This is a genomic window from Bacillus sp. JJ1521 (assembly GCF_036965165.1).
Taxonomy (GTDB): domain Bacteria; phylum Bacillota; class Bacilli; order Bacillales; family Bacillaceae_L; genus Ferdinandcohnia.
This window is the reverse complement of the sequence record NZ_JBALOX010000005.1, coordinates 18,227-37,347: the sequence shown is the minus strand read 5'-3', so window position 1 is coordinate 37,347 and position 19,121 is coordinate 18,227. Positions and strand designations below refer to the sequence as shown.

Genomic DNA, 19,121 nt, shown 5'->3' with positions numbered 1-19,121 from the left:
AGTATTAACTGCATACGTTCGGCTACTCAAAACTGCCCCGCCTTGAACTCTCGACGGACAGGATGCTAGTGTCGACAAGACATAAGGACGTGGCGTTTTGTCGACGCGGTCCTTTTCATCCTCCTTTTTTACCTATTATTTAATGTGTTTTTCACAAATATTATGTTCATTCACAAAAAAGTATGAATCTTTTTAAAAAATTATTAAATATTTAGCAGGAGATTCCGATTTTTCGTTGAATATGATACTTAAGTTTTTATATAGTAAAAAAGGTGGTGAACAGAATGGAAGTGACAGACGTTAGATTACGCCGCGTTAATACTGAAGGTAGAATGAGAGCGATTGCATCAATTACGTTAGACCATGAATTTGTTGTTCATGACATTCGTGTAATTGACGGCAACAATGGTTTATTTGTTGCTATGCCGAGCAAACGTACTCCTGATGGAGAGTTTCGTGATATCGCTCATCCAATTAACTCAAGTACGCGTGGAAAGATCCAAGATGCGGTACTAGCTGAGTATCACCGTTTAGGTGAAGTTGAGGTTGAGTTTGAAGAAGCAGGTGCATCTTAAAAATAAACGTATATAACATCGAAGAGCCTTCATACATGATAGGCTCTTTTTCTTATCCCCCGATAGCCCCCATACCCCTTATATAAAATTTTCCAATCAAAAAAATCATGCACTTTCGCCTAGTTTTCTTGAAAATGGTCTATTTTTAAGATATATTCGAAATGGACAAAAAGGTTTAACTTTATTTAGTTGAGGTTTGAACCGCAACTAAATAAAGTCAAAGCCTCCGGCGGATGCCACAGATTTTCAGTGGAAATTTTTTGAGCATAGGATCAAAGACTAAGAACGCCACTTCCTGTGGCAACGTCTTTGTGACCCACATCACGTGGGCCTAAAAATCTGGGCGCAAATTCGACGAGGCGAATTTGATTAGGTTAATTGGAGGCCTGAACATGACAAATCGATATGGCGTAATTTTGGCCGCAGGGCAAGGAACACGTATGAAATCAAAGCTTTATAAGGTTCTACACCCTGTATGTGGAAAACCAATGGTACAGCATGTAGTGGATCAGCTTTCAACATTATCCCTACAAAAGCTAGTGACAATCGTTGGACATGGAGCGGAAAAAGTAAAAGCACGAATTGGAGATAGAAGTGAATATGCCCTTCAAGAAGAGCAATTAGGTACTGCACATGCTGTTATGCAGGCAGCTAACCACTTAGCAAACGAAAAGGGAGTAACTTTAGTTGTTTGTGGTGATACTCCTCTTATCACTGCAGAAACAATGGAAGCCCTATTAGAACAGCATGAGCGTGCAGGCGCGAAAGCATCAATTTTAACAGCTGTGGCAGCAGAGCCTACAGGATATGGAAGAATTGTCCGCAGCGCAGAAGGACATGTTGAGCGCATTGTTGAACATAAAGATGCAACAGAAGAAGAACGTACAATTGCCGAAATTAATACCGGAACATATTGTTTCGATAACGAAGCGTTATTCGAGGCACTTTCAAATGTTTCGAATGATAATGTGCAAGGGGAGTACTACCTTCCTGATGTGATTGAAATCTTGAAAAACAAAGGTGAAATCGTAACAGCGTTCCAAACAGCTTCTTTTGAAGAAACGCTTGGTGTTAATGATCGTTTTGCATTATCACAGGCTGAAAAGCTAATGAAACAAAGAATTAATAAATACCATATGATGAATGGTGTTACAATCATTGATCCGGACAATACGTACATTTCAGCAGATGCAAAAATTGATTCAGACACTGTGATATATCCCGGAACAATGATCATTGGGGATGTTGAAATTGGAACTGAATGTGAGATTGGTCCAAATTCAGAAATAAAGAATTGTAAAATTGGTGAAAGAACCGTAATCCGTCATTCAGTTGCACATGATAGTAGTATTGGAAATGATGTAGCGGTTGGACCCTTTGCACATATCCGTCCTGCGTCACAAATTAGTGATAAAGTAAAGGTAGGTAACTTTGTTGAATTGAAAAAGGCTGTTTTCGGTGAAGGAAGTAAGGTATCTCATTTAAGCTATATAGGAGACGCAGAGGTCGGTACAAATGTAAATATCGGATGTGGCTCTATCACTGTTAACTATGATGGTAAAAATAAATTTTTAACGAAAATTGAAGATAATGCTTTTATTGGATGTAATTCTAATCTAGTGGCTCCAGTAACGGTCGGAAAAGGAGCGTACGTTGCAGCAGGCTCAACCATTACAAGTGAAGTGCCAAGCAATGCTCTTTCCATTGCAAGAGCACGTCAAGTCAATAAAGAGAACTATGTAGAGAACATGAATCAAAAGAAAAATTCCTAATGGAGGTCGGCTAAGATCATGTCTAAAGAATACCGCGACTCAAGCTTAAAGGTGTTTTCGTTGAATTCGAATGCACCTTTGGCAGAGGAAATTGCTAAATCTATTGGTGTTGAGCTCGGGAAATGCTCCGTTACACGATTTAGCGATGGAGAAATTCAAATTAACATTGAAGAAAGTATTCGTGGATGTGATGTTTTTGTCATTCAATCAACGAGTGCACCTGTAAATGAACATATTATGGAAGTTTTAATCATGATTGATGCACTTAGACGTGCTTCTGCAAAAACAATTAATATCGTCATGCCATATTACGGCTATGCAAGGCAGGACCGTAAAGCGCGTGCACGTGAACCAATTACTGCTAAGCTTATCGCCAATCTGTTAGAAACAGCAGGAGCGGACCGTGTTATTACATTAGACCTTCATGCTCCGCAAATCCAAGGCTTTTTTGATATCTTAATTGACCACCTAATGGGTGTGCCAATCCTATCAGATTATTTCAAAAGCAAAAATCTCGAAGACATTGTCATTGTATCTCCTGACCATGGTGGGGTTACACGTGCTCGTAAAATGGCGGACCGTTTAAAGGCTCCAATTGCGATTATTGATAAACGTCGACCAAGACCAAATGTGTCTGAAGTCATGAACATTGTAGGTAATATTGAAGGAAAAACTGCAATTTTAATCGATGATATTATTGATACAGCGGGAACCATTACATTAGCTGCGAACGCCCTAGTAGAAAACGGCGCTTCCGAAGTTTATGCTTGCTGTACACACCCTGTCTTATCAGGACCGGCGATTGAGCGTATTCAAAACTCAAAAATCAAAGAATTGGTTGTTACCAATACCATTCTTTTACCTGAAGAGAAAAGGATCGATAAAATCAGAGAGCTTTCAGTAGCTCCATTAATTGGTGAAGCAGTCATCCGTGTTCATGAGCAACAATCTGTCAGCACACTGTTTGATTAATACAAGCAAAACTAGACAAAATTTTCTTTTAAAAAAGAAGGTTTACTTCACTATCTTTAGGGGAAATTTAGTAATATGACTAAATCTTCCAAGGATGGTGTATAACATGTCTGCAGTTTTAGAAGCGACAGAGCGAGTAAAAGATAAACGTTCAACACTAACAAAAATAAGACAAGCGGGAAACTTCCCAGCCGTTTTAAATGGTCAAAATCAAAGTCAACCGATATTTGTAAGTAGTGCGGACTTTTTAAAAACGATTCGTGCTACTGGCCGAAACGGGATTATCAAGCTTTCAATTAACAATAACCAGCATTCCGTCATGCTTCATGATATTCAAACAGACCCAATTAAAAGTGAAATCATTCATGCAGATTTTCAAATTGTAAATATGTCAACAGAAGTGACTGTTGACGTGAATATCAATTTGGTTGGGGAAGCAGCAGGTGTGAAGGATGGTGGAGTGCTTCAGCAGTCAATCCATCAGGTATCAATTTCTGCCCTTCCTAACGACATTCCACAAACCATTGATGTTGATGTGTCAAAAGTAGAGGTCGGAGATGTTATTAAGCTTGAGGATATAGATACGAGAGGTAAATATACCATTAATCAGGATCTTTCACAGGTTGTGACATCTGTTCTAGCTCCGAGACAGGAAGAAGAGATTAGCACAGGTGAACAACAAGAGCCTGGTGAACCAGAAAATCTAGAAGGCAGAGAAACAAACGAATCTGAGTTAAGTAACTAAAAAAGGCTAGAAGGTTGGACGTAACCAAAACGGTTACGTCCTTTTGCCACAGATGCTAGCCTTTTATATAACAATATTCAGGGGATTAACCCCCTGAATATTGTTAAGCCTCCGGCGGATGCCTCAGATTTTTTAAAGGAAGTTTTTCGAGCATAAGATCAAAGACTAAGAACGCCACTTCCTATTGCAACATCTTTGTGACTCACATCGTGTGGGCCTAAAAAAATCTGGGCGCAAATACGCCATGGCACATTTGATTAAATGGGGGAAGTAACGTGAAGCTAATTGTTGGGTTAGGGAATCCAGGTAGGCAGTATGAGGAAACGAGACATAATGTCGGCTTTAAGGTGATTGATGAGCTATCAGACAAATTACGTATCTCTCTAGACAAAGCCAAATTCAATGGGGTATTTGGACAAGGCATTGTAAATGGGGAGAAGGTTCTACTTTTAAAGCCCCTTACATATATGAATTTATCAGGAGAAAGTATCAGGCCACTTATGGATTATTATGATATTCTAGTAGATGATATACTTGTTGTATATGATGAGCTTGACCTTCCTGTAGGGAAAATCAGGCTTCGTGAAAAAGGAAGTGCTGGTGGCCATAATGGTATGAAATCAATTATTAACCATCTAGGCACTCAAGAGTTTAAGCGAATTCGTATAGGGATTAATCGTCCAACAAATGGTATGAAAATAGCCGATTATGTTCTAGGACGTTTTCATGAAGAGGAGTCACAGGATATAAAAGATGCGATCGAAAAGTCAGCAGAGGCCGCAGAAAAGTGGATATCAACACCATTTTTACAGTTAATGAATGAATTTAATTCAAAATAGTATAGTATCATTAGGTAAGTAGTTGTGAATAAAGAATCTCTTCACGGTTTATACTAGAAAGTGTAAACTTTTTGCACTAAGTTTTTAGTGTCTAGCTCCAGGCGCCATCGGCTCGAGATGATAAGCTAATCGCTTCTGAAGGCAAAAAACGCCTTCTGTCAGCGCTCGTCTTATGCTTGTTGCCGATAAGCAGTCGCCTTAAGCTTTTCTTAAGAGGAGGATTCTTATGTCACTACACTACCATTGTCGACATTGTGGTGTGAAGGTTGGTAGCATTGATAACTTGTCCCTACATAGTGAAAGTCTCGGGTTCCATCAATTAACAGACCAAGAACGACAAGAGATGATTTCATACCAATCCAATGGCGACATTCATGTAAAAACAATATGTGAAGATTGTCAGGAAGCATTGCATCGTAATCCTGATTATCATCAATACGAATCATTTATTCAATAAAATAAGAAAAAAGCTTTGGCCGACATACCAAAGCATTTTTCTATTTATTTTAAGATAGAACTAGAGATTCCTAAGTTCGATTGAAATCAAAAGAAAGACTCCGAACTTAGAGAGGGGGTAATCGAGTTGCTTAAGGGACTACAGCAGTATATAAGAAACAATGACGAGTTAAAATCAATCATAAATGGAATAGATGGAGGCTTACGGGAACAGTTAATTGCTGGTTTATCCGGCTCTGCTCGAACCGTATTAACGGCAGCTCTATATAGACAGACAAAACGCCCGATCCTAGTTGTCACTCATAATTTATTCCAGGCTCAAAAAATTTATGAGGATTTAAATGGGCTTTTAGAGGAAGACGAGGTTTTCCTTTATCCTGTCAATGAATTAATTGCATCAGAAATTGGAATCGCAAGCCCTGAGTTGAAAGGGCAACGAATTGAAGCCTTGAATTATTGGAGCCACCAATCCAAAGGTGTCATAGTTGCACCAATCGCAGGATTAAAAAGGCTACTTCCACCGAAAAAACTATGGAATGAAAGTCAGCTGACATTTACGGTTGGACACGATATTGAAGTGTCAGATACATTAGAAAAGCTCGTGTCAATGGGTTATGAACGGGTGTCAATGGTATCAGCACCGGGTGAATACAGTGTAAGAGGTGGAATTCTTGATATCTACCCTTTAACTGAGGAAAATCCGGTACGGGTTGAACTATTTGATACGGAAGTGGATTCAATTCGGACATTCTCACTAGAGGACCAACGTTCACAAGGAAAAATCGATTCGGTCGTGCTTGGACCTGCAACTGAAATTCTACTTACACAGGCGCATTTAGAAAAAGGTGTGCGTGCATTAGAAGAAGGTCTAGGTAAAAGCTTAAAGAAGGTTAAGGATGAAAAAGCGAAGGAACTGTTAATAGAGAATATTTCTTACGAGCTTGAACAATTAAACAATGGGCAAGTTTTACAGCAAATGTTCAAATATCTATCCCTTATCTATGACCAGCCTGCTAGTTTACTAGACTATTTACCAAAAAACGGGCTAGTTTTATTAGATGAAGTTAGTAGAATCCAGGAGATGGCAGATAGTTTAGATAAAGAAGAGGCTGAATGGGTGACAAGTCTTTTATCAAAAGGTGAGATCATCCATAATATTACCTTGTCACACCCGTTTTCTAAGCTTCTTCAACAATCAACCAATCCGTTGGTTTATCTATCTCTTTTCCTAAGGCATGTACCACATACAAGCCCACAAAACATCCTAAATATGTCCTGTAAACAAATGCAAAATTTCCACGGTCAGATGCATGTTCTAAAAACAGAGCTTGAACGATGGCAGAAAGGGAATTATTCTGTGATTTTCCTCGGTTCAAATGAAGAGCGGGTGAAAAAGCTTGAGCAGGTTCTGTCTGACTATGAGATCGATGCGTTACCTAATAATAGCGATGGAGATATTTTGATAGGAAAAGCACAAATCCTGCTTGGGGATCTTCAGGATGGTTTTGAATTGCCATTACAGCGTATAGCGGTCATCACTGAGGAAGAGCTCTTTAAGAAAAAAATGCAAAAGACGAAACGAAAGCAAAAGCTTTCAAATGCAGAGCGGATCAAAAGCTACTCGGAATTACATGTCGGGGACCACGTTGTTCACGTAAACCACGGAATTGGGAAATATTTAGGGATTGAAACATTAGAAATCAATGGTATCCATAAGGATTATTTGCATATTCGCTATCAAGGAGATGACAAGCTTTATGTACCGGTTGAGCAAATTGAACAGGTGCAGAAGTATGTTGGCTCTGAAGGTAAAGAACCGAAGATTTACAAATTAGGTGGTACTGATTGGAAGCGCGTTAAGAAGAAGGTTGAATCATCTGTACAAGATATTGCCGATGATTTAATAAAACTCTATGCTGAACGTGAAGCGAGTAAAGGATTTGCTTTCTCTCCAGATGGAGAAATGCAAAGAGAATTTGAGGCAGCCTTCCAATATCAAGAAACAGAGGATCAGCTAAGGTCAATCCAGGAAATTAAAAAGGATATGGAACGAGAGCGCCCAATGGATCGTCTTCTTTGCGGAGATGTAGGTTATGGAAAGACAGAGGTGGCGATTCGTGCAGCATTCAAGGCGATCATGGATGGAAAGCAGGTTGCGATCTTAGTTCCAACCACCATTTTGGCTCAACAGCATTATGAAACCATCCGTGAAAGGTTTCAGGACTTCCCAATTTCAATTGGGCAATTGAGCCGTTTCCGTTCAAAGAAACAGCAAACAGAGGTTACAAAAGGGTTAAAAGCAGGGACCGTTGATCTCGTTGTTGGAACACATCGCCTATTATCTAAGGATATTACGTATAAAGATTTAGGCCTTTTAATTATTGATGAGGAACAACGTTTTGGTGTTACACATAAGGAAAAAATCAAACAATTAAAAGCAAATATTGATGTCCTCACCTTGACGGCTACACCAATCCCACGGACACTTCATATGTCCATGCTTGGGGTTCGTGATCTGTCTGTAATTGAAACACCACCTGAAAATCGTTTCCCTGTACAAACCTATGTGGTTGAATACAATGGTGAACTCATCAGAGAAGCAATTGAACGAGAAATGGCAAGGGACGGTCAAGTGTACTTTTTATATAACCGTGTTGAGGATATCGAGCGTAAGGCAGAAGAGATCTCCATGCTCGTTCCGGATGCAAGGATTGCTTACGCTCATGGAAGAATGACTGAGAATGAACTTGAATCGGTGATTTTAAATTTCCTAGATGGTCAATATGATGTTCTTGTGACAACCACCATTATTGAAACAGGTGTTGATATTCCGAATGTGAATACATTAATTGTCCAGGATGCGGACCGAATGGGTCTTTCACAGCTTTATCAACTCAGAGGTCGTGTAGGACGTTCGAATCGTATTGCCTATGCGTATTTTACGTATCGGAAAGATAAGGTATTGAATGAGGTTGCTGAAAAACGTCTTCAAGCAATTAAGGAATTTACAGAGCTTGGTTCAGGTTTTAAAATCGCGATGCGAGACTTGTCTATTCGTGGCGCAGGTAATATTTTAGGAGCACAGCAGCATGGGTTTATTGATTCTGTCGGATTTGACCTTTACTCACAAATGCTAAAAGAGGCAATTGAGGAACGTAAAGGTGATGTAACAGCTGTTAAACAAACCAGTGTGGAAATTGATGTTGAGGTGGATGCGTATATTCCAGACGCATATATTTCAGATGGTCGCCAAAAAATCGATATGTATAAGCGATTTAGAGGCATCACGTCAATGGAGGATGTTGAAGAGCTCCAAGAGGAGATGATAGACCGTTTTGGTGAATACCCAGAACAGGTGGATTATCTATTCAAGATTGCTAAAATTAAGGTCTATGCATTAGCGGAGCAAGTCATCTCTATTAAACAGGCCAAACAGGAAATCACCATTCTTTTATCTGAAGAGGCAAGTAGCCAAATAGATGGCGGAAAGATCTTTAAATTAGGAAATACATTTGGTCGAATGATTAGCCTTGGGATGGAAGGCAGTAAACTAAAAGTTGTCATCCAAACAAAGGGACTAGATGTGAACCAATGGTTAGGTATTATCTTTGATATGGTAAAAGGGCTACAAAATGTGAAAAAAGAAAATGTAAATGCGGTTTAACTCTATTCAGCAGGGGTAAACCCCAGCTGAATAAATTTAAGCCTCCGGCGGATGCCACAGATTTTCAAGGGTAATTTTTCGAGCAAGCTCGAAAAAATCTGGGCGCAAATACGCCAAGGCGCATTTGATTTAAGGCTCATAGACCTAAAGCATCGAATAAAATTCTGGCGAATAGAACCAAAGTCCGAGTGGACTATAGTTCTGATGTATGGTTAATTTTTCCTCACACGAAAAAACACAATCATCGTGAATAGAACTCTGTTGGTGTAAGATACTAAACTCAACAACAAATGGTGATTTATTCAAAAGTATACAAAATGTTCATCAATCACCACTATTCTTTAATCATCAGATGAAAGTGAGGCATCATAAGAATGAAGGCAACTGGTATTGTTCGTCGAATTGATGATTTAGGTCGAGTAGTTATCCCAAAAGAGATCCGCAGAACGTTACGTATTAGAGAGGGAGATCCATTAGAGATTTTTGTTGATCGTGATGGAGAGGTTATTTTAAAGAAATATTCACCGATTAGTGAACTAGGTGACTTTGCGAAGGAATATGCAGAGGCCCTTTTTGATAGCCTAGGGCATCAAGTACTTATTTGTGACCGTGATGCATTTATTGCGGTTGCAGGAGGCTCCAAAAAAGAATACTTAAATAAAAATATAAGTGAGCTAATCGAAAAAACGATGGAGGACAGATCCTCTATATTAGAAACAGAAGAACGCCAAGTATCCATCGTAGAAGGTACCGATGAAACAATCTCATCATATACAATCGGTCCGATAATTGCAAATGGAGATCCAATTGGTGCAGTCGTGATTTTATCAAAAGAAAAAGCGCTTGGGGAAGTAGAACAAAAAGCGGTAGAAACTGCAGCTGGATTCCTAGCGCGTCAAATGGAACAGTAATAAAAAAGACGAATCGGAAAGGTAGCTATTTTAGCTGCCTTTTCTTCCGTTTGGAAGAGAATTGTCCTTCTAATATGTTATAATACACAGGAAATTAGTAACTTTATTCAGTTGGGTTCAAAACCCGACTGAATAAAGTTACAGCCTTCGGCGGATGCCACAGATTTTCAAAGGAAGCTTTTCGAGCATAAGATCAAAGACTAAGAACGCCATATCCTATGGCAACGTCTTTGTGACTCACATCGTGTGGGCCTAAAAAATCTGGGCGCAAATACGCTGAGGTGTATTTGATTTGAGGGAAGGGAGATGGGCGATGGGCTTCCAATCCGAAGAGCGGTCGAAACGAATTTGGGAGGGGGCATTTGTTCTTACCCTTGCCGGTTTGATTACCAAGATACTAAGTGCAGGCTACCGTATCCCATACCAAAATATTGCGGGGGATATCGGCTTTTACATATATCAACAGGCATATCCGATTTACGGAATTGTCCTCGTTTTCTCTACATATGGATTTCCAGTGATTATATCAAAGCTTCTTGCGGAGAAATTGGAACAACATGACGAAGCTTCTGTCATGAAAATCCTCTATATTACCTTAATTACATTACTCGGAATGGGAATTGTGATTTTTAGCTTTTTATACTGGGGAGCAGAAATCGTTGCTGGCTGGATGGGAGACATAGAGCTTTCAAAACTAATAAAGGTGATCTCGTTTTCCTTTTTACTTTTGCCGTTTATTTCAGTCTTTCGCGGTTATTTTCAAGGGCATAAAAATATGGTCCCGACTGCTGTTTCCCAAGTAACGGAACAATTGATTCGCGTTGTCACTATACTGTTCATGTCATTTATACTATTGGATTATGGCTATGGAGTATATGAGGCAGGAGCGGGGGCGATATTTGGTTCAATTACAGGTGGGTTTGCAGCTATTTCCGTTCTGTTGTTTTATTTACTGAAAAGGAAGAAGACCACCCAAAAACAACGATTGTTTCAAAAAGCGTCGATCAAAACAATGGAGATTGTTAAAATCCTTTTCACCCAAGGTATGACGATTTGTATTAGTGCTTTATTGTTAATTCTATTTCAACTGGTCGATTCCTTCACTATTTATTCCTTGCTAGTTTCAAGTGGAATGGAAGATGAAACAGCAAAACAGGTCAAAGGTATTTACGACAGGGGTCAACCCCTGCTTCAGCTTGGTACAGTAGTAGCTACATCCTTGGCGTTATCACTTGTCCCACTAATCGCAAGTGCCAAGGCGAGAAATGATCTAGTCTTTATTCAAAAAAAGGTCGACCTAACATTCCGACTTAGTGTTGTCGTAGGACTTGGGGCGGCAGTTGGCCTTGCATGTGTTTTAGAGCCTACAAATATTATGCTGTTTCGAAATAACCTTGGAACAAATGTCTTAATAATCATCGGATTTTCGATTTTATTTACAACATTGTCACAATCCATTACTGCGATTTTACAAGGCTTGGGTGATCCTTTTATACCAGCGATAGTCGTTGTGGGTGGAATGCTTTTAAAATGGATTTTCAATCTGTTACTTATACCTAGATATGAAACCGTTGGAGCAGCGATTGCCACCCTTGTTGGATTTGGGGTGATAACCGTATCACATATTATTATTGTAAAGAGGAAGCTGCCTGGGGTGCTGCAAAATTGGACTTTTATTTACCATGTTATATTCGCGGCAGTTGCCATGGCATTCATTGTTTTTTGTTATTCATGGGGTTTGCATCATCTCTTTCCACTTGCGGCAGAAACCCGTACATTTGCAAGCTTTGAAGCATTGTCCTCCGTTTTTATTGGAGGGATCATCTATTTATTTTTTATTCTCAGAGGGAGCGTATTTTCGGAAGTTGAACTCTCAGAAATCCCAATTGGATCAAAAGGAACCTTACTAATTAGGTTACTTAAAGGGGGAAAGAACGCATGATTACAGTTATAGGGTTAGGGGCAGGAGATTTATCACAGCTTCCGTTTGGCATTTATCGTAAACTTTTAGCAACCGATCATTTGTTTCTTCGGACGAAGGAGCATCCGGTAATAAAGGAATTAGAAGCCGAAGGAATTTCCTATCAATCTTTTGACGAGATTTACGAAAAGCATGACCAATTTGAGGCGGTTTATGATGAAATTGTGACTATTTTAAAAAATGAAGCGAAAACAAAGGATATTGTTTTTGCTGTACCGGGGCATCCAATGGTAGCAGAAAAAACTACTCAACTTTTGCTTGAGGATGAAAATCTTGAGGTTAAAATTGAAGGTGGACAAAGCTTTATTGATCCGTTATTAGCGTCGTTGAAGATAGATCCAATTAATGGTTTCCAATTCCTTGATGCCTTATCTTTAGAAAAAGATGAACTGCAGCTTTCCCAGCATATCATCATCTGTCAGGTGTATGACCAATACATTGCATCCAATGTGAAATTAACACTAATGGAGCAATTGCCTGATGATTATGAGGTGTATATTGTTACAGCAGCGGGTAGTGTCAATGAAAAAATCACAAAAGTTCCTCTATATGAATTAGATCGCGAAACCCAGGTGAATAATCTAACAAGCGTCTATGTCCCACCTGTGAAAGAGGAAGAACTGCTTTATCATGATTTTCGCACTTTTAGAAGAATTATTGCTGCATTAAGAGGGCCTGGTGGATGCCCATGGGATCAAAAACAAACCCACGACTCGTTAAAGAAGTATTTGCTTGAGGAAGCCTACGAGGTTCTTGATGCAATCGATAGTGAAGATGATAATCATTTAGCAGAGGAGCTAGGGGATGTTCTGCTTCAAATTCTCCTTCACGCCCAAATTGGTGAGGATAAAGGATTGTTTACGATTGATGATGTGATTCGCGGTATTTCTGAAAAAATGATCCGAAGACATCCACATGTATTTGGAGAAGTATCAGCAGATACTGCAGAGGAAGTCCTAACCAATTGGGAGCAAATCAAACAATTGGAAAAAGGAAGCACTCCAGAAGAAAAGTCCATTTTAGATGATGTAACAAAGGGTTTGCCGGGTTTAATGAAGGCCGTTAAGTATCAGAAAAAAGCTGCCAAAGTAGGATTTGACTGGGATGCTGTCGAACCTATGTGGGACAAGGTTTTTGAGGAAATAGAGGAATACAAGGAAGCAGTAGCGAAAAAAACAAAAGGAGATGCCATTCAAGAGTTTGGAGATATCCTTTTTGCTTTAGCCAATATAGCGAGATTTTATAAATTTGACCCAGAAGAAGCGCTTGCGATGACGAATCAAAAATTTGCAAGACGTTTTCAATTTATAGAAGAAGAACTCAGAGAACAAGGGGCAAAGTTTGAGGAGCAAACCCTTAAACAGCTCGATGCCATCTGGGAAAAAGCAAAACAAAATGGATTATAACTTTATTCAGCAGGAGCTCCTGCCGAATAAAGTTATAGAGCCTCCGGCGGATGCCACGATTTTTCAAAGGAAGTTTTTCAGCATTAACTGGCACTAAGCCCTCATGGAGGGCAACTGCCAGTAAAAGCCTGAGAAAGTGAACGAAGACTAAGAACGCCACGTCATGTGGCAACGTCTTCGTGACTCACTTCCTGTGGACCTAAAAATCAGGCGCAAATACGCAAAGGCGCATTTGATAAAATAGAGAGAGGTGAAAGTTATGCGATTGGATAAATTTTTGAAGGTTTCACGGATAATTAAGAGACGAACACTGGCAAAAGAGGTTGCGGACCAAGGAAGAATTCTTATTAACGGCTTAGCCGCAAAGGCAAGCAGCAATGTGAAAATTGGGGATGAGTTAACCATTCGTTTCGGTCAGAAAATTGTAACCGTTAAAATCGAGGATCTGAAAGAAACTACAAAAAAAGAAGATGCTGATAAACTTTATTCTGTAGTGAAAGAAGAAAAAGTAGAAGCTTAAGTCTTCGATATTCACCACAAGGCTTGTTCTAAATCCCACCATATACTCATACATTTTACTAATAAACGAATGGTGATTTTAACCATTCAAGTATGAATGTGGGGGATAATAGATGAACCAATACTATGATGGAACGCCATCCAATAAAGGAACCGTACAAGAGCACGATGTGATCATGAGAAGTCGCAAACTTCTTGACATAACAGGTGTAAAACAGGTAGAAAGCTTTGATAATGAGGAATTTTTGCTTGAAACTGTTATGGGCTTCCTAGCAATTCGTGGCCAAAACCTGCAAATGAAAAATCTGGATGTGGAAAAAGGCATTGTATCAATCAAGGGAAGGGTCTTTGATATTAGCTATTTGGACGATCATTCAACGGAGAAGGCTAAAGGATTCTTTAGCAAGTTATTTAGATGACCCTGTCAACCCAGTTTTACACTTTACTTGCAATGATTTGCATGGGGGGGTGGCTAGGGGCCTCTCTTGACACGTACCAACGATTTTTACAGCGTACCAGACGAAAGTATTTCTTCGTTTTTATCAATGACATTCTTTTTTGGATTGTACAAGGCCTATTGTTCTTTTATACGCTTTTGTTGGTAAATGAGGGCGAACTGCGATTTTATGTATTTATCGCAATCCTTTGTGGATTTGCCGCTTACCAAAGCTTATTGAAATCAATTTATGTGAGAACACTTGAACATATCATCCAAGCCATCATACGCTTATATAAATTTTTGCTTAAAACCGGTGAATTACTCATTGTTCGTCCGATAAAAATGCTAATTCAGCTGATTATTGTGATTCTATTGGGAATATGCAATGTCCTCCTGGTATTTGGGAAAATCCTTCTTAAGATCTGTTGGATAATCATTAAAATTTGTTTTGCCCCAATAAAGTGGATTGGAATCATAATCTGGAGGCTGTTGCCATCCATCTTTACAAAAAATGTAGAAAAGATTTTTCTAAAGTGTGCAGGATTTTTGAAAAAAGTAGAGAATATCAAACCTATATTGGTAAAATGGTGGAAGAAGATAAGGAAACAATAGGAGGCATTCTCTACAATGAGTGCAAGAAAGAAAAATGTAACACAATTACAGTCAACTTATATGGAAGAATATAAAGAGCAGGAACAGGCCCTTCATGTGAAACGAAAAGGCTTGATTAGAAGATTGATTGCTTTTTTTGTTTTGGTCGCGATCATTTCTTATGGGCTCATTTCAATGGTTGTATCGCAACATAAAACAATGAATGAAAAGGCGGCTAAAAAGGAAGAATTACAAGAACAACTCACCTCACTAAAAGATGAACAAGTAGTTCTTGAAGAGGAAGTTGTAAAACTCAACAGTGATGAGTATATTGAAAAAATAATTCGCAGGGATTATTTTCTATCTAAGGAAGGCGAAATCATTTTTAAAGTTGGGGATGGGTCTTAGTCTTATTGACACTTGAATTTTATATTATGTATAATATAGTAAATTGATTTTTTTTCAAATTTAAGGAGGAGCATTTTTTTTATGTCAATCGAAGTAGGTAGCAAGGTTCAAGGGAAGGTAACAGGAATTACGAATTTTGGAGCGTTTGTGGAGCTGCCAGAAGGATCAACTGGTCTTGTCCATATAAGTGAGGTTGCTGACAATTATGTCAAAGATATTAATGAGCATTTAAAGGTTGGCGACCAAGTTGAGGTCAAGGTTATTAATGTTGAGAAAGATGGAAAAATTGGTTTATCCATTAAAAAGGCAAAAGAAACCCAACAACCACAACGTCCACGACACAACGGTCCACGTAATAACAGAAACGACCAACGTAATCAAAACAAAACTGAAAACTTTGAACAAAAGATGAATCGCTTTCTGAAGGACAGTGAAGATCGTCTATCTTCCTTAAAGCGCAACACTGAATCAAAACGTGGTGGGCGTGGAGCGAGAAGAGGATAACCTGCTACTGTAGCTTAAATATATATATAAAGCACCCTAATCGGGTGCTTTTTTGTGTGCTTGATATTTAGGCAAAAGAAAAAAGCTAGTGAGCACACTAGCTTTTCGTATGACCCGTACGGGATTCGAACCCGTGTTACCGCCGTGAAAGGGCGGTGTCTTAACCGCTTGACCAACGGGCCTAAATGTTTATGGTAGCGGCGGAGGGGATCGAACCCCCGACCTCACGGGTATGAACCGTACGCTCTAGCCAGCTGAGCTACACCGCCATGGATAAATGAGTACACTTTTTATCGCCATTTAATAGTGTTCGACAATCTCTTTCTCAAACTCTAGTAAGTAAGCACAAGTAATATAATACCTTCTGTCTATTCGTTCGTCAATATATTTTGTCTTGAAGGAAAATAATACAAAAATTCACACAATACCCGCAATAAATCTATGAATTTTTTTACAAAACTATCAAAATAGACTCCTAAAATTCGTCATCTGACATTTATTTTGTTGGAAAACTAGACAAGCAGTCGAATGATTTTTCTTTTAGCTTCTGTTGTTTTGACAAAATACGAATTCCGTCAACTGTATAATTACAAACAACTATTAAATACGGGGAGTGTTTGTAAATGGAAAGAATAGAGAGGAATCTAAGCGGACCGATCACAGAGGTAGACATTGTGAAAACACAGGACACGGTGTTCAAATGGTTTCATCATTTTCAAGTGAAACTTGTAAATCTATTTCTACTAAAAGGGCTTTTACTAGGCGTCGTTGGATTTTTATTAGGACGAGCCCTCATCCTAAATGAATTAACCCCCTTTGCATTACCATTTTTCGCAAGCGTATTTATGATGAAAAAAGGAAAAGCAGGACTTGCAATGGCAGCTGTTATCGCTGGATCATTTACCCTTTCGGCAGATGTCACCGTATTCACATTTCTATCAATCGCCTTCTTTCTTGTAATCTATAAAGTTCTTCAAAGGTTTAAAGTAGATTTGCTCAAAGCCTTACCAGTTCTGGTGTTAATTGCTTCTGCAGCTGCGAAGGTGGGAATCCTTTATGTTACACAAGGGTCAATTACCGTCCATGACGGGGTGATGGTTGGCGTCGGATCAGGGTTAGCTTTCATATTAACCTTTATTTTTCTACAAAGTGTACCATTGATAACGGAGAAACGAAGGAGACAATCCTTTAAAACGGAAGAAATTATTTGTTTGATTATCTTAATTGCCTCTGTGTTAACAGGCACAATGGGATGGCTCGTCTATGAGATGTCCATTTCCAATGTCCTTTCAAGATATGTGGTCCTCTTATTTGCGTTTGTCGCAGGTGCCACGATAGGCTCAACAGTAGGGGTTGTAACAGGGCTTATTTTAAGTCTCGCAAATGTAACGAGCTTGTACCAAATGAGTCTTCTCGCTTTTTCTGGATTACTAGGGGGTCTTTTAAAAGAAGGAAAAAAGGCGGGAGTTGCACTTGGACTTATTGTAGGAACACTTTTAATAGGCCTTTACGGAGAAGGGGCTAGTCAAATTATTCCTACTTTATATGAATCCGGTGTGGCGATTCTATTGTTTTTACTAACGCCTAAGAGCTTAATAAGCAAAGTGGCCAAAAATATTCCAGGAACACCTGAGCATCATGCTGAACAACAGCAATATCTGCGTAAAGTTCGTGATGTAACCGCAAATCGTGTTTCACAGTTTTCAACAGTGTTTGAGGCATTGTCCAATAGTTTTCAGGAATATGGGTATCCAATTGATGAAGAGGACAAAGACCGTGAAGTCGACCTATTTTTAAGCAATGTAACGGAAAAGACCTGTCAATCGTGTTTTAAAAAGGAGGCGTGCTGGTCCAAGAACTTTAATAAAACATATGACTATATGAAAGATATTATGCATGGATGTGATACAAATTCGCTACAGTACAATCACAAGCTTACGAGAGATTGGGATAAGCATTGTCATCGCTCCAAAAAAGTAATTGATGCAATTGAACAGGAGTTGACCTATTATCAGGCAAACCAAAAGCTAAAAAAACAGGTAAAGGAGAGTCGAAAACTAGTAGCCGATCAATTATTAGGTGTCTCCCAGGTAATGAGTGATTTTGCGAAGGAAATTCAGCGCGAAGGTGAAAATCATCATGTATTAGAGGAGCAAATCTTAGATGCATTACAGTCGTTCGGAATTCAAATTGGGCATGTAGAAATTTATAGTGTGGAACAAGGGAATGTTGACATTGAATTGAGTATTCCATATTGCAATGGAAGTGGGGAGTGTGAAAAATTAATTGCACCAATGCTATCCGATATTTTAGAAGAAACAATCCTTGTGAAAAATGAAGAATGCTCAGCATATCCAAACGGATATTGCCACGTAACACTTGGTTCTGCAAAAGCTTATGTCATTGATACGGGTGTTGCTCACGCTGCTAAGGGTGGTGGGTTAGTATCTGGGGATAGTTTTTCAACCATTGAGTTAGGCGTTGGAAAGCATGCAGTTGCTATAAGTGATGGGATGGGGAACGGAGAAAGAGCGCATTACGAAAGCAATGAAACTTTGGAGTTGTTAAAAAAGATTCTTCAATCTGGCATTGAAGAGAAGGTGGCGATAAAGTCCGTTAACTCGATTCTTTCATTACGAACAACTGATGAAATTTTCTCGACACTCGATTTAGCAGTCATTGATTTACAGGATGCAAGTGCGAAGTTCCTAAAAATCGGCTCTACTCCAAGCTATATTAAGAGAGGAGATAAGATTAGTAAGATACAAGCAAGTAATCTACCAATGGGAATCATTGAGGACTTTGAAGTGGAGGTAGTTGATGAACAGTTAAAGGCTGGAGACCTGTTAATCATGATGAGTGATGGAATTTTTGAAGGGCCTAAGCATGTTGAAAACTATGATATGTGGATGAAACGGAAGATCAAAGAAATTCAAACAAAAGATCCCCAAGAGGTTGCGGATCTAATTATGGAGGAGGTAATCCGTACAAGGTCTGGTCAAATTGAAGATGATATGACCGTCGTCGTGACAAAGATTAAACATAACACACCAAAATGGGCAGCCATCCCTGCTTATGGGCATCAGAAAACGAAAAGGAAGGCAATTTGATTCTATTAAAAGTACGTGTTCAAAAAGGGGAGTGAAGAGGACCGCGTCGACAAAAACGCCACGTCCTCATGTCTTGTCGACATTAGCACATCCTGTGCGTCGATTTTTTAAGGCGGTGCAGCTTTGAGGACCGGAGTGTATGCAGTTAATACGTGAGGACTGGAGAAGCAAGCCAACGCGGAAAATCGATGTGTCATATTCACCAGACTTTTTGAACATCCTCTAAAAG

General features: G+C 39.2%; 16 protein-coding genes and 2 tRNA genes. 16 read left to right on the top strand and 2 right to left on the bottom strand.

The window, feature by feature from the left end:
- The first annotated feature begins 284 nt into the window (after window positions 1–284).
- The 15 genes from spoVG (at window position 285) to V7147_RS00900 (ending at window position 15,782) form a co-directional block, all read left to right on the top strand.
- Complete coding sequence (gene spoVG, locus V7147_RS00970) at window positions 285–575, top strand: septation regulator SpoVG (protein WP_010285377.1); 291 nt, start codon at window positions 285–287, stop codon at window positions 573–575.
- A 392-nt stretch (window positions 576–967) separates the two neighbouring features.
- Window positions 968–2,347, top strand: a complete 1,380-nt coding sequence (gene glmU / locus V7147_RS00965; RefSeq protein ID WP_335365990.1) for a bifunctional UDP-N-acetylglucosamine diphosphorylase/glucosamine-1-phosphate N-acetyltransferase GlmU — start codon at window positions 968–970, stop codon at window positions 2,345–2,347.
- Between the two features lie 18 nt (window positions 2,348–2,365).
- On the top strand, window positions 2,366–3,319 hold the full coding sequence (locus tag V7147_RS00960; RefSeq protein WP_335365989.1) for a ribose-phosphate diphosphokinase: 954 nt from the start codon (window positions 2,366–2,368) through the stop codon (window positions 3,317–3,319).
- 106 nt (window positions 3,320–3,425) lie between these two features.
- On the top strand, window positions 3,426–4,064 hold the full coding sequence (locus V7147_RS00955) for a 50S ribosomal protein L25/general stress protein Ctc (RefSeq protein WP_335365988.1): 639 nt from the start codon (window positions 3,426–3,428) through the stop codon (window positions 4,062–4,064).
- Window positions 4,065–4,339: 275 nt separating this feature from the next.
- Complete coding sequence (pth, locus tag V7147_RS00950; protein ID WP_335365987.1) at window positions 4,340–4,903, top strand: aminoacyl-tRNA hydrolase; 564 nt, start codon at window positions 4,340–4,342, stop codon at window positions 4,901–4,903.
- 226 nt (window positions 4,904–5,129) lie between these two features.
- Window positions 5,130–5,360, top strand: a complete 231-nt coding sequence (locus V7147_RS00945; RefSeq protein WP_335365986.1) for an anti-sigma-F factor Fin family protein — start codon at window positions 5,130–5,132, stop codon at window positions 5,358–5,360.
- A 126-nt stretch (window positions 5,361–5,486) separates the two neighbouring features.
- On the top strand, window positions 5,487–9,023 hold the full coding sequence (mfd, locus tag V7147_RS00940) for a transcription-repair coupling factor (protein WP_335365985.1): 3,537 nt from the start codon (window positions 5,487–5,489) through the stop codon (window positions 9,021–9,023).
- A gap of 374 nt (window positions 9,024–9,397) precedes the next feature.
- Window positions 9,398–9,934 carry a stage V sporulation protein T gene (spoVT, locus tag V7147_RS00935; RefSeq protein ID WP_335365984.1) on the top strand — a complete coding sequence of 179 codons (537 nt, stop codon included), beginning with the start codon at window positions 9,398–9,400 and terminating at the stop codon, window positions 9,932–9,934.
- Between the two features lie 292 nt (window positions 9,935–10,226).
- Window positions 10,227–11,876: a putative polysaccharide biosynthesis protein gene (locus tag V7147_RS00930; RefSeq protein WP_335365983.1), complete on the top strand. Its 1,650-nt coding sequence runs from the start codon at window positions 10,227–10,229 to the stop codon at window positions 11,874–11,876.
- On the top strand, window positions 11,873–13,321 hold the full coding sequence (gene mazG / locus V7147_RS00925) for a nucleoside triphosphate pyrophosphohydrolase (RefSeq protein WP_335365982.1): 1,449 nt from the start codon (window positions 11,873–11,875) through the stop codon (window positions 13,319–13,321). Before V7147_RS00930 ends, mazG begins: the two co-directional genes overlap by 4 nt.
- 259 nt (window positions 13,322–13,580) lie before the next feature.
- Window positions 13,581–13,841 carry an RNA-binding S4 domain-containing protein gene (locus V7147_RS00920; protein WP_335365981.1) on the top strand — a complete coding sequence of 87 codons (261 nt, stop codon included), beginning with the start codon at window positions 13,581–13,583 and terminating at the stop codon, window positions 13,839–13,841.
- 112 nt (window positions 13,842–13,953) lie between these two features.
- Window positions 13,954–14,259 (top strand): sporulation protein YabP, encoded by a 306-nt coding sequence (gene yabP, locus V7147_RS00915; RefSeq protein ID WP_335365980.1) that lies wholly within the window; start codon window positions 13,954–13,956, stop codon window positions 14,257–14,259.
- Window positions 14,256–14,891 (top strand): spore cortex biosynthesis protein YabQ, encoded by a 636-nt coding sequence (gene yabQ, locus V7147_RS00910; protein ID WP_335365979.1) that lies wholly within the window; start codon window positions 14,256–14,258, stop codon window positions 14,889–14,891. The genes yabP and yabQ overlap by 4 nt, the downstream gene beginning before the upstream one ends.
- A 15-nt stretch (window positions 14,892–14,906) precedes the next feature.
- Complete coding sequence (locus tag V7147_RS00905; RefSeq protein ID WP_335365978.1) at window positions 14,907–15,278, top strand: FtsB family cell division protein; 372 nt, start codon at window positions 14,907–14,909, stop codon at window positions 15,276–15,278.
- Between the two features lie 81 nt (window positions 15,279–15,359).
- Window positions 15,360–15,782, top strand: a complete 423-nt coding sequence (locus tag V7147_RS00900; protein WP_335365977.1) for a S1 domain-containing RNA-binding protein — start codon at window positions 15,360–15,362, stop codon at window positions 15,780–15,782.
- 110 nt (window positions 15,783–15,892) lie between these two features.
- Here the strand turns inward: V7147_RS00900 and V7147_RS00895 are convergent.
- Together V7147_RS00895 and V7147_RS00890 are read right to left on the bottom strand one after the other, a co-directional pair.
- A tRNA-Glu gene (locus V7147_RS00895) sits at window positions 15,893–15,964 on the bottom strand.
- A gap of 10 nt (window positions 15,965–15,974) precedes the next feature.
- A tRNA-Met gene (locus V7147_RS00890) sits at window positions 15,975–16,051 on the bottom strand.
- Between the two features lie 354 nt (window positions 16,052–16,405).
- On the opposite strand from V7147_RS00890, the gene spoIIE reads away from it, so the two are divergent.
- Window positions 16,406–18,892, top strand: coding sequence for a stage II sporulation protein E (spoIIE, locus tag V7147_RS00885; RefSeq protein WP_335365976.1), 2,487 nt, complete (start codon window positions 16,406–16,408; stop codon window positions 18,890–18,892).
- The last annotated feature ends 229 nt before the right edge of the window (window positions 18,893–19,121 follow it).

What these genes read in the sequence shown, in the direction of transcription:
- spoVG (WP_010285377.1), top strand. Translation starts at nt 285, where the DNA reads ATGGAAGTGACAGACGTTAGATTACGCCGCGTTAATACTGAAGGTAGA.
- glmU (WP_335365990.1), top strand. Translation starts at nt 968, where the DNA reads ATGACAAATCGATATGGCGTAATTTTGGCCGCAGGGCAAGGAACACGT.
- V7147_RS00960 (WP_335365989.1), top strand. Translation starts at nt 2,366, where the DNA reads ATGTCTAAAGAATACCGCGACTCAAGCTTAAAGGTGTTTTCGTTGAAT.
- V7147_RS00955 (WP_335365988.1), top strand. Translation starts at nt 3,426, where the DNA reads ATGTCTGCAGTTTTAGAAGCGACAGAGCGAGTAAAAGATAAACGTTCA.
- V7147_RS00945 (WP_335365986.1), top strand. Translation starts at nt 5,130, where the DNA reads ATGTCACTACACTACCATTGTCGACATTGTGGTGTGAAGGTTGGTAGC.
- spoVT (WP_335365984.1), top strand. Translation starts at nt 9,398, where the DNA reads ATGAAGGCAACTGGTATTGTTCGTCGAATTGATGATTTAGGTCGAGTA.
- mazG (WP_335365982.1), top strand. Translation starts at nt 11,873, where the DNA reads ATGATTACAGTTATAGGGTTAGGGGCAGGAGATTTATCACAGCTTCCG.
- V7147_RS00920 (WP_335365981.1), top strand. Translation starts at nt 13,581, where the DNA reads ATGCGATTGGATAAATTTTTGAAGGTTTCACGGATAATTAAGAGACGA.
- yabP (WP_335365980.1), top strand. Translation starts at nt 13,954, where the DNA reads ATGAACCAATACTATGATGGAACGCCATCCAATAAAGGAACCGTACAA.
- yabQ (WP_335365979.1), top strand. Translation starts at nt 14,256, where the DNA reads ATGACCCTGTCAACCCAGTTTTACACTTTACTTGCAATGATTTGCATG.
- V7147_RS00905 (WP_335365978.1), top strand. Translation starts at nt 14,907, where the DNA reads ATGAGTGCAAGAAAGAAAAATGTAACACAATTACAGTCAACTTATATG.
- V7147_RS00900 (WP_335365977.1), top strand. Translation starts at nt 15,360, where the DNA reads ATGTCAATCGAAGTAGGTAGCAAGGTTCAAGGGAAGGTAACAGGAATT.
- spoIIE (WP_335365976.1), top strand. Translation starts at nt 16,406, where the DNA reads ATGGAAAGAATAGAGAGGAATCTAAGCGGACCGATCACAGAGGTAGAC.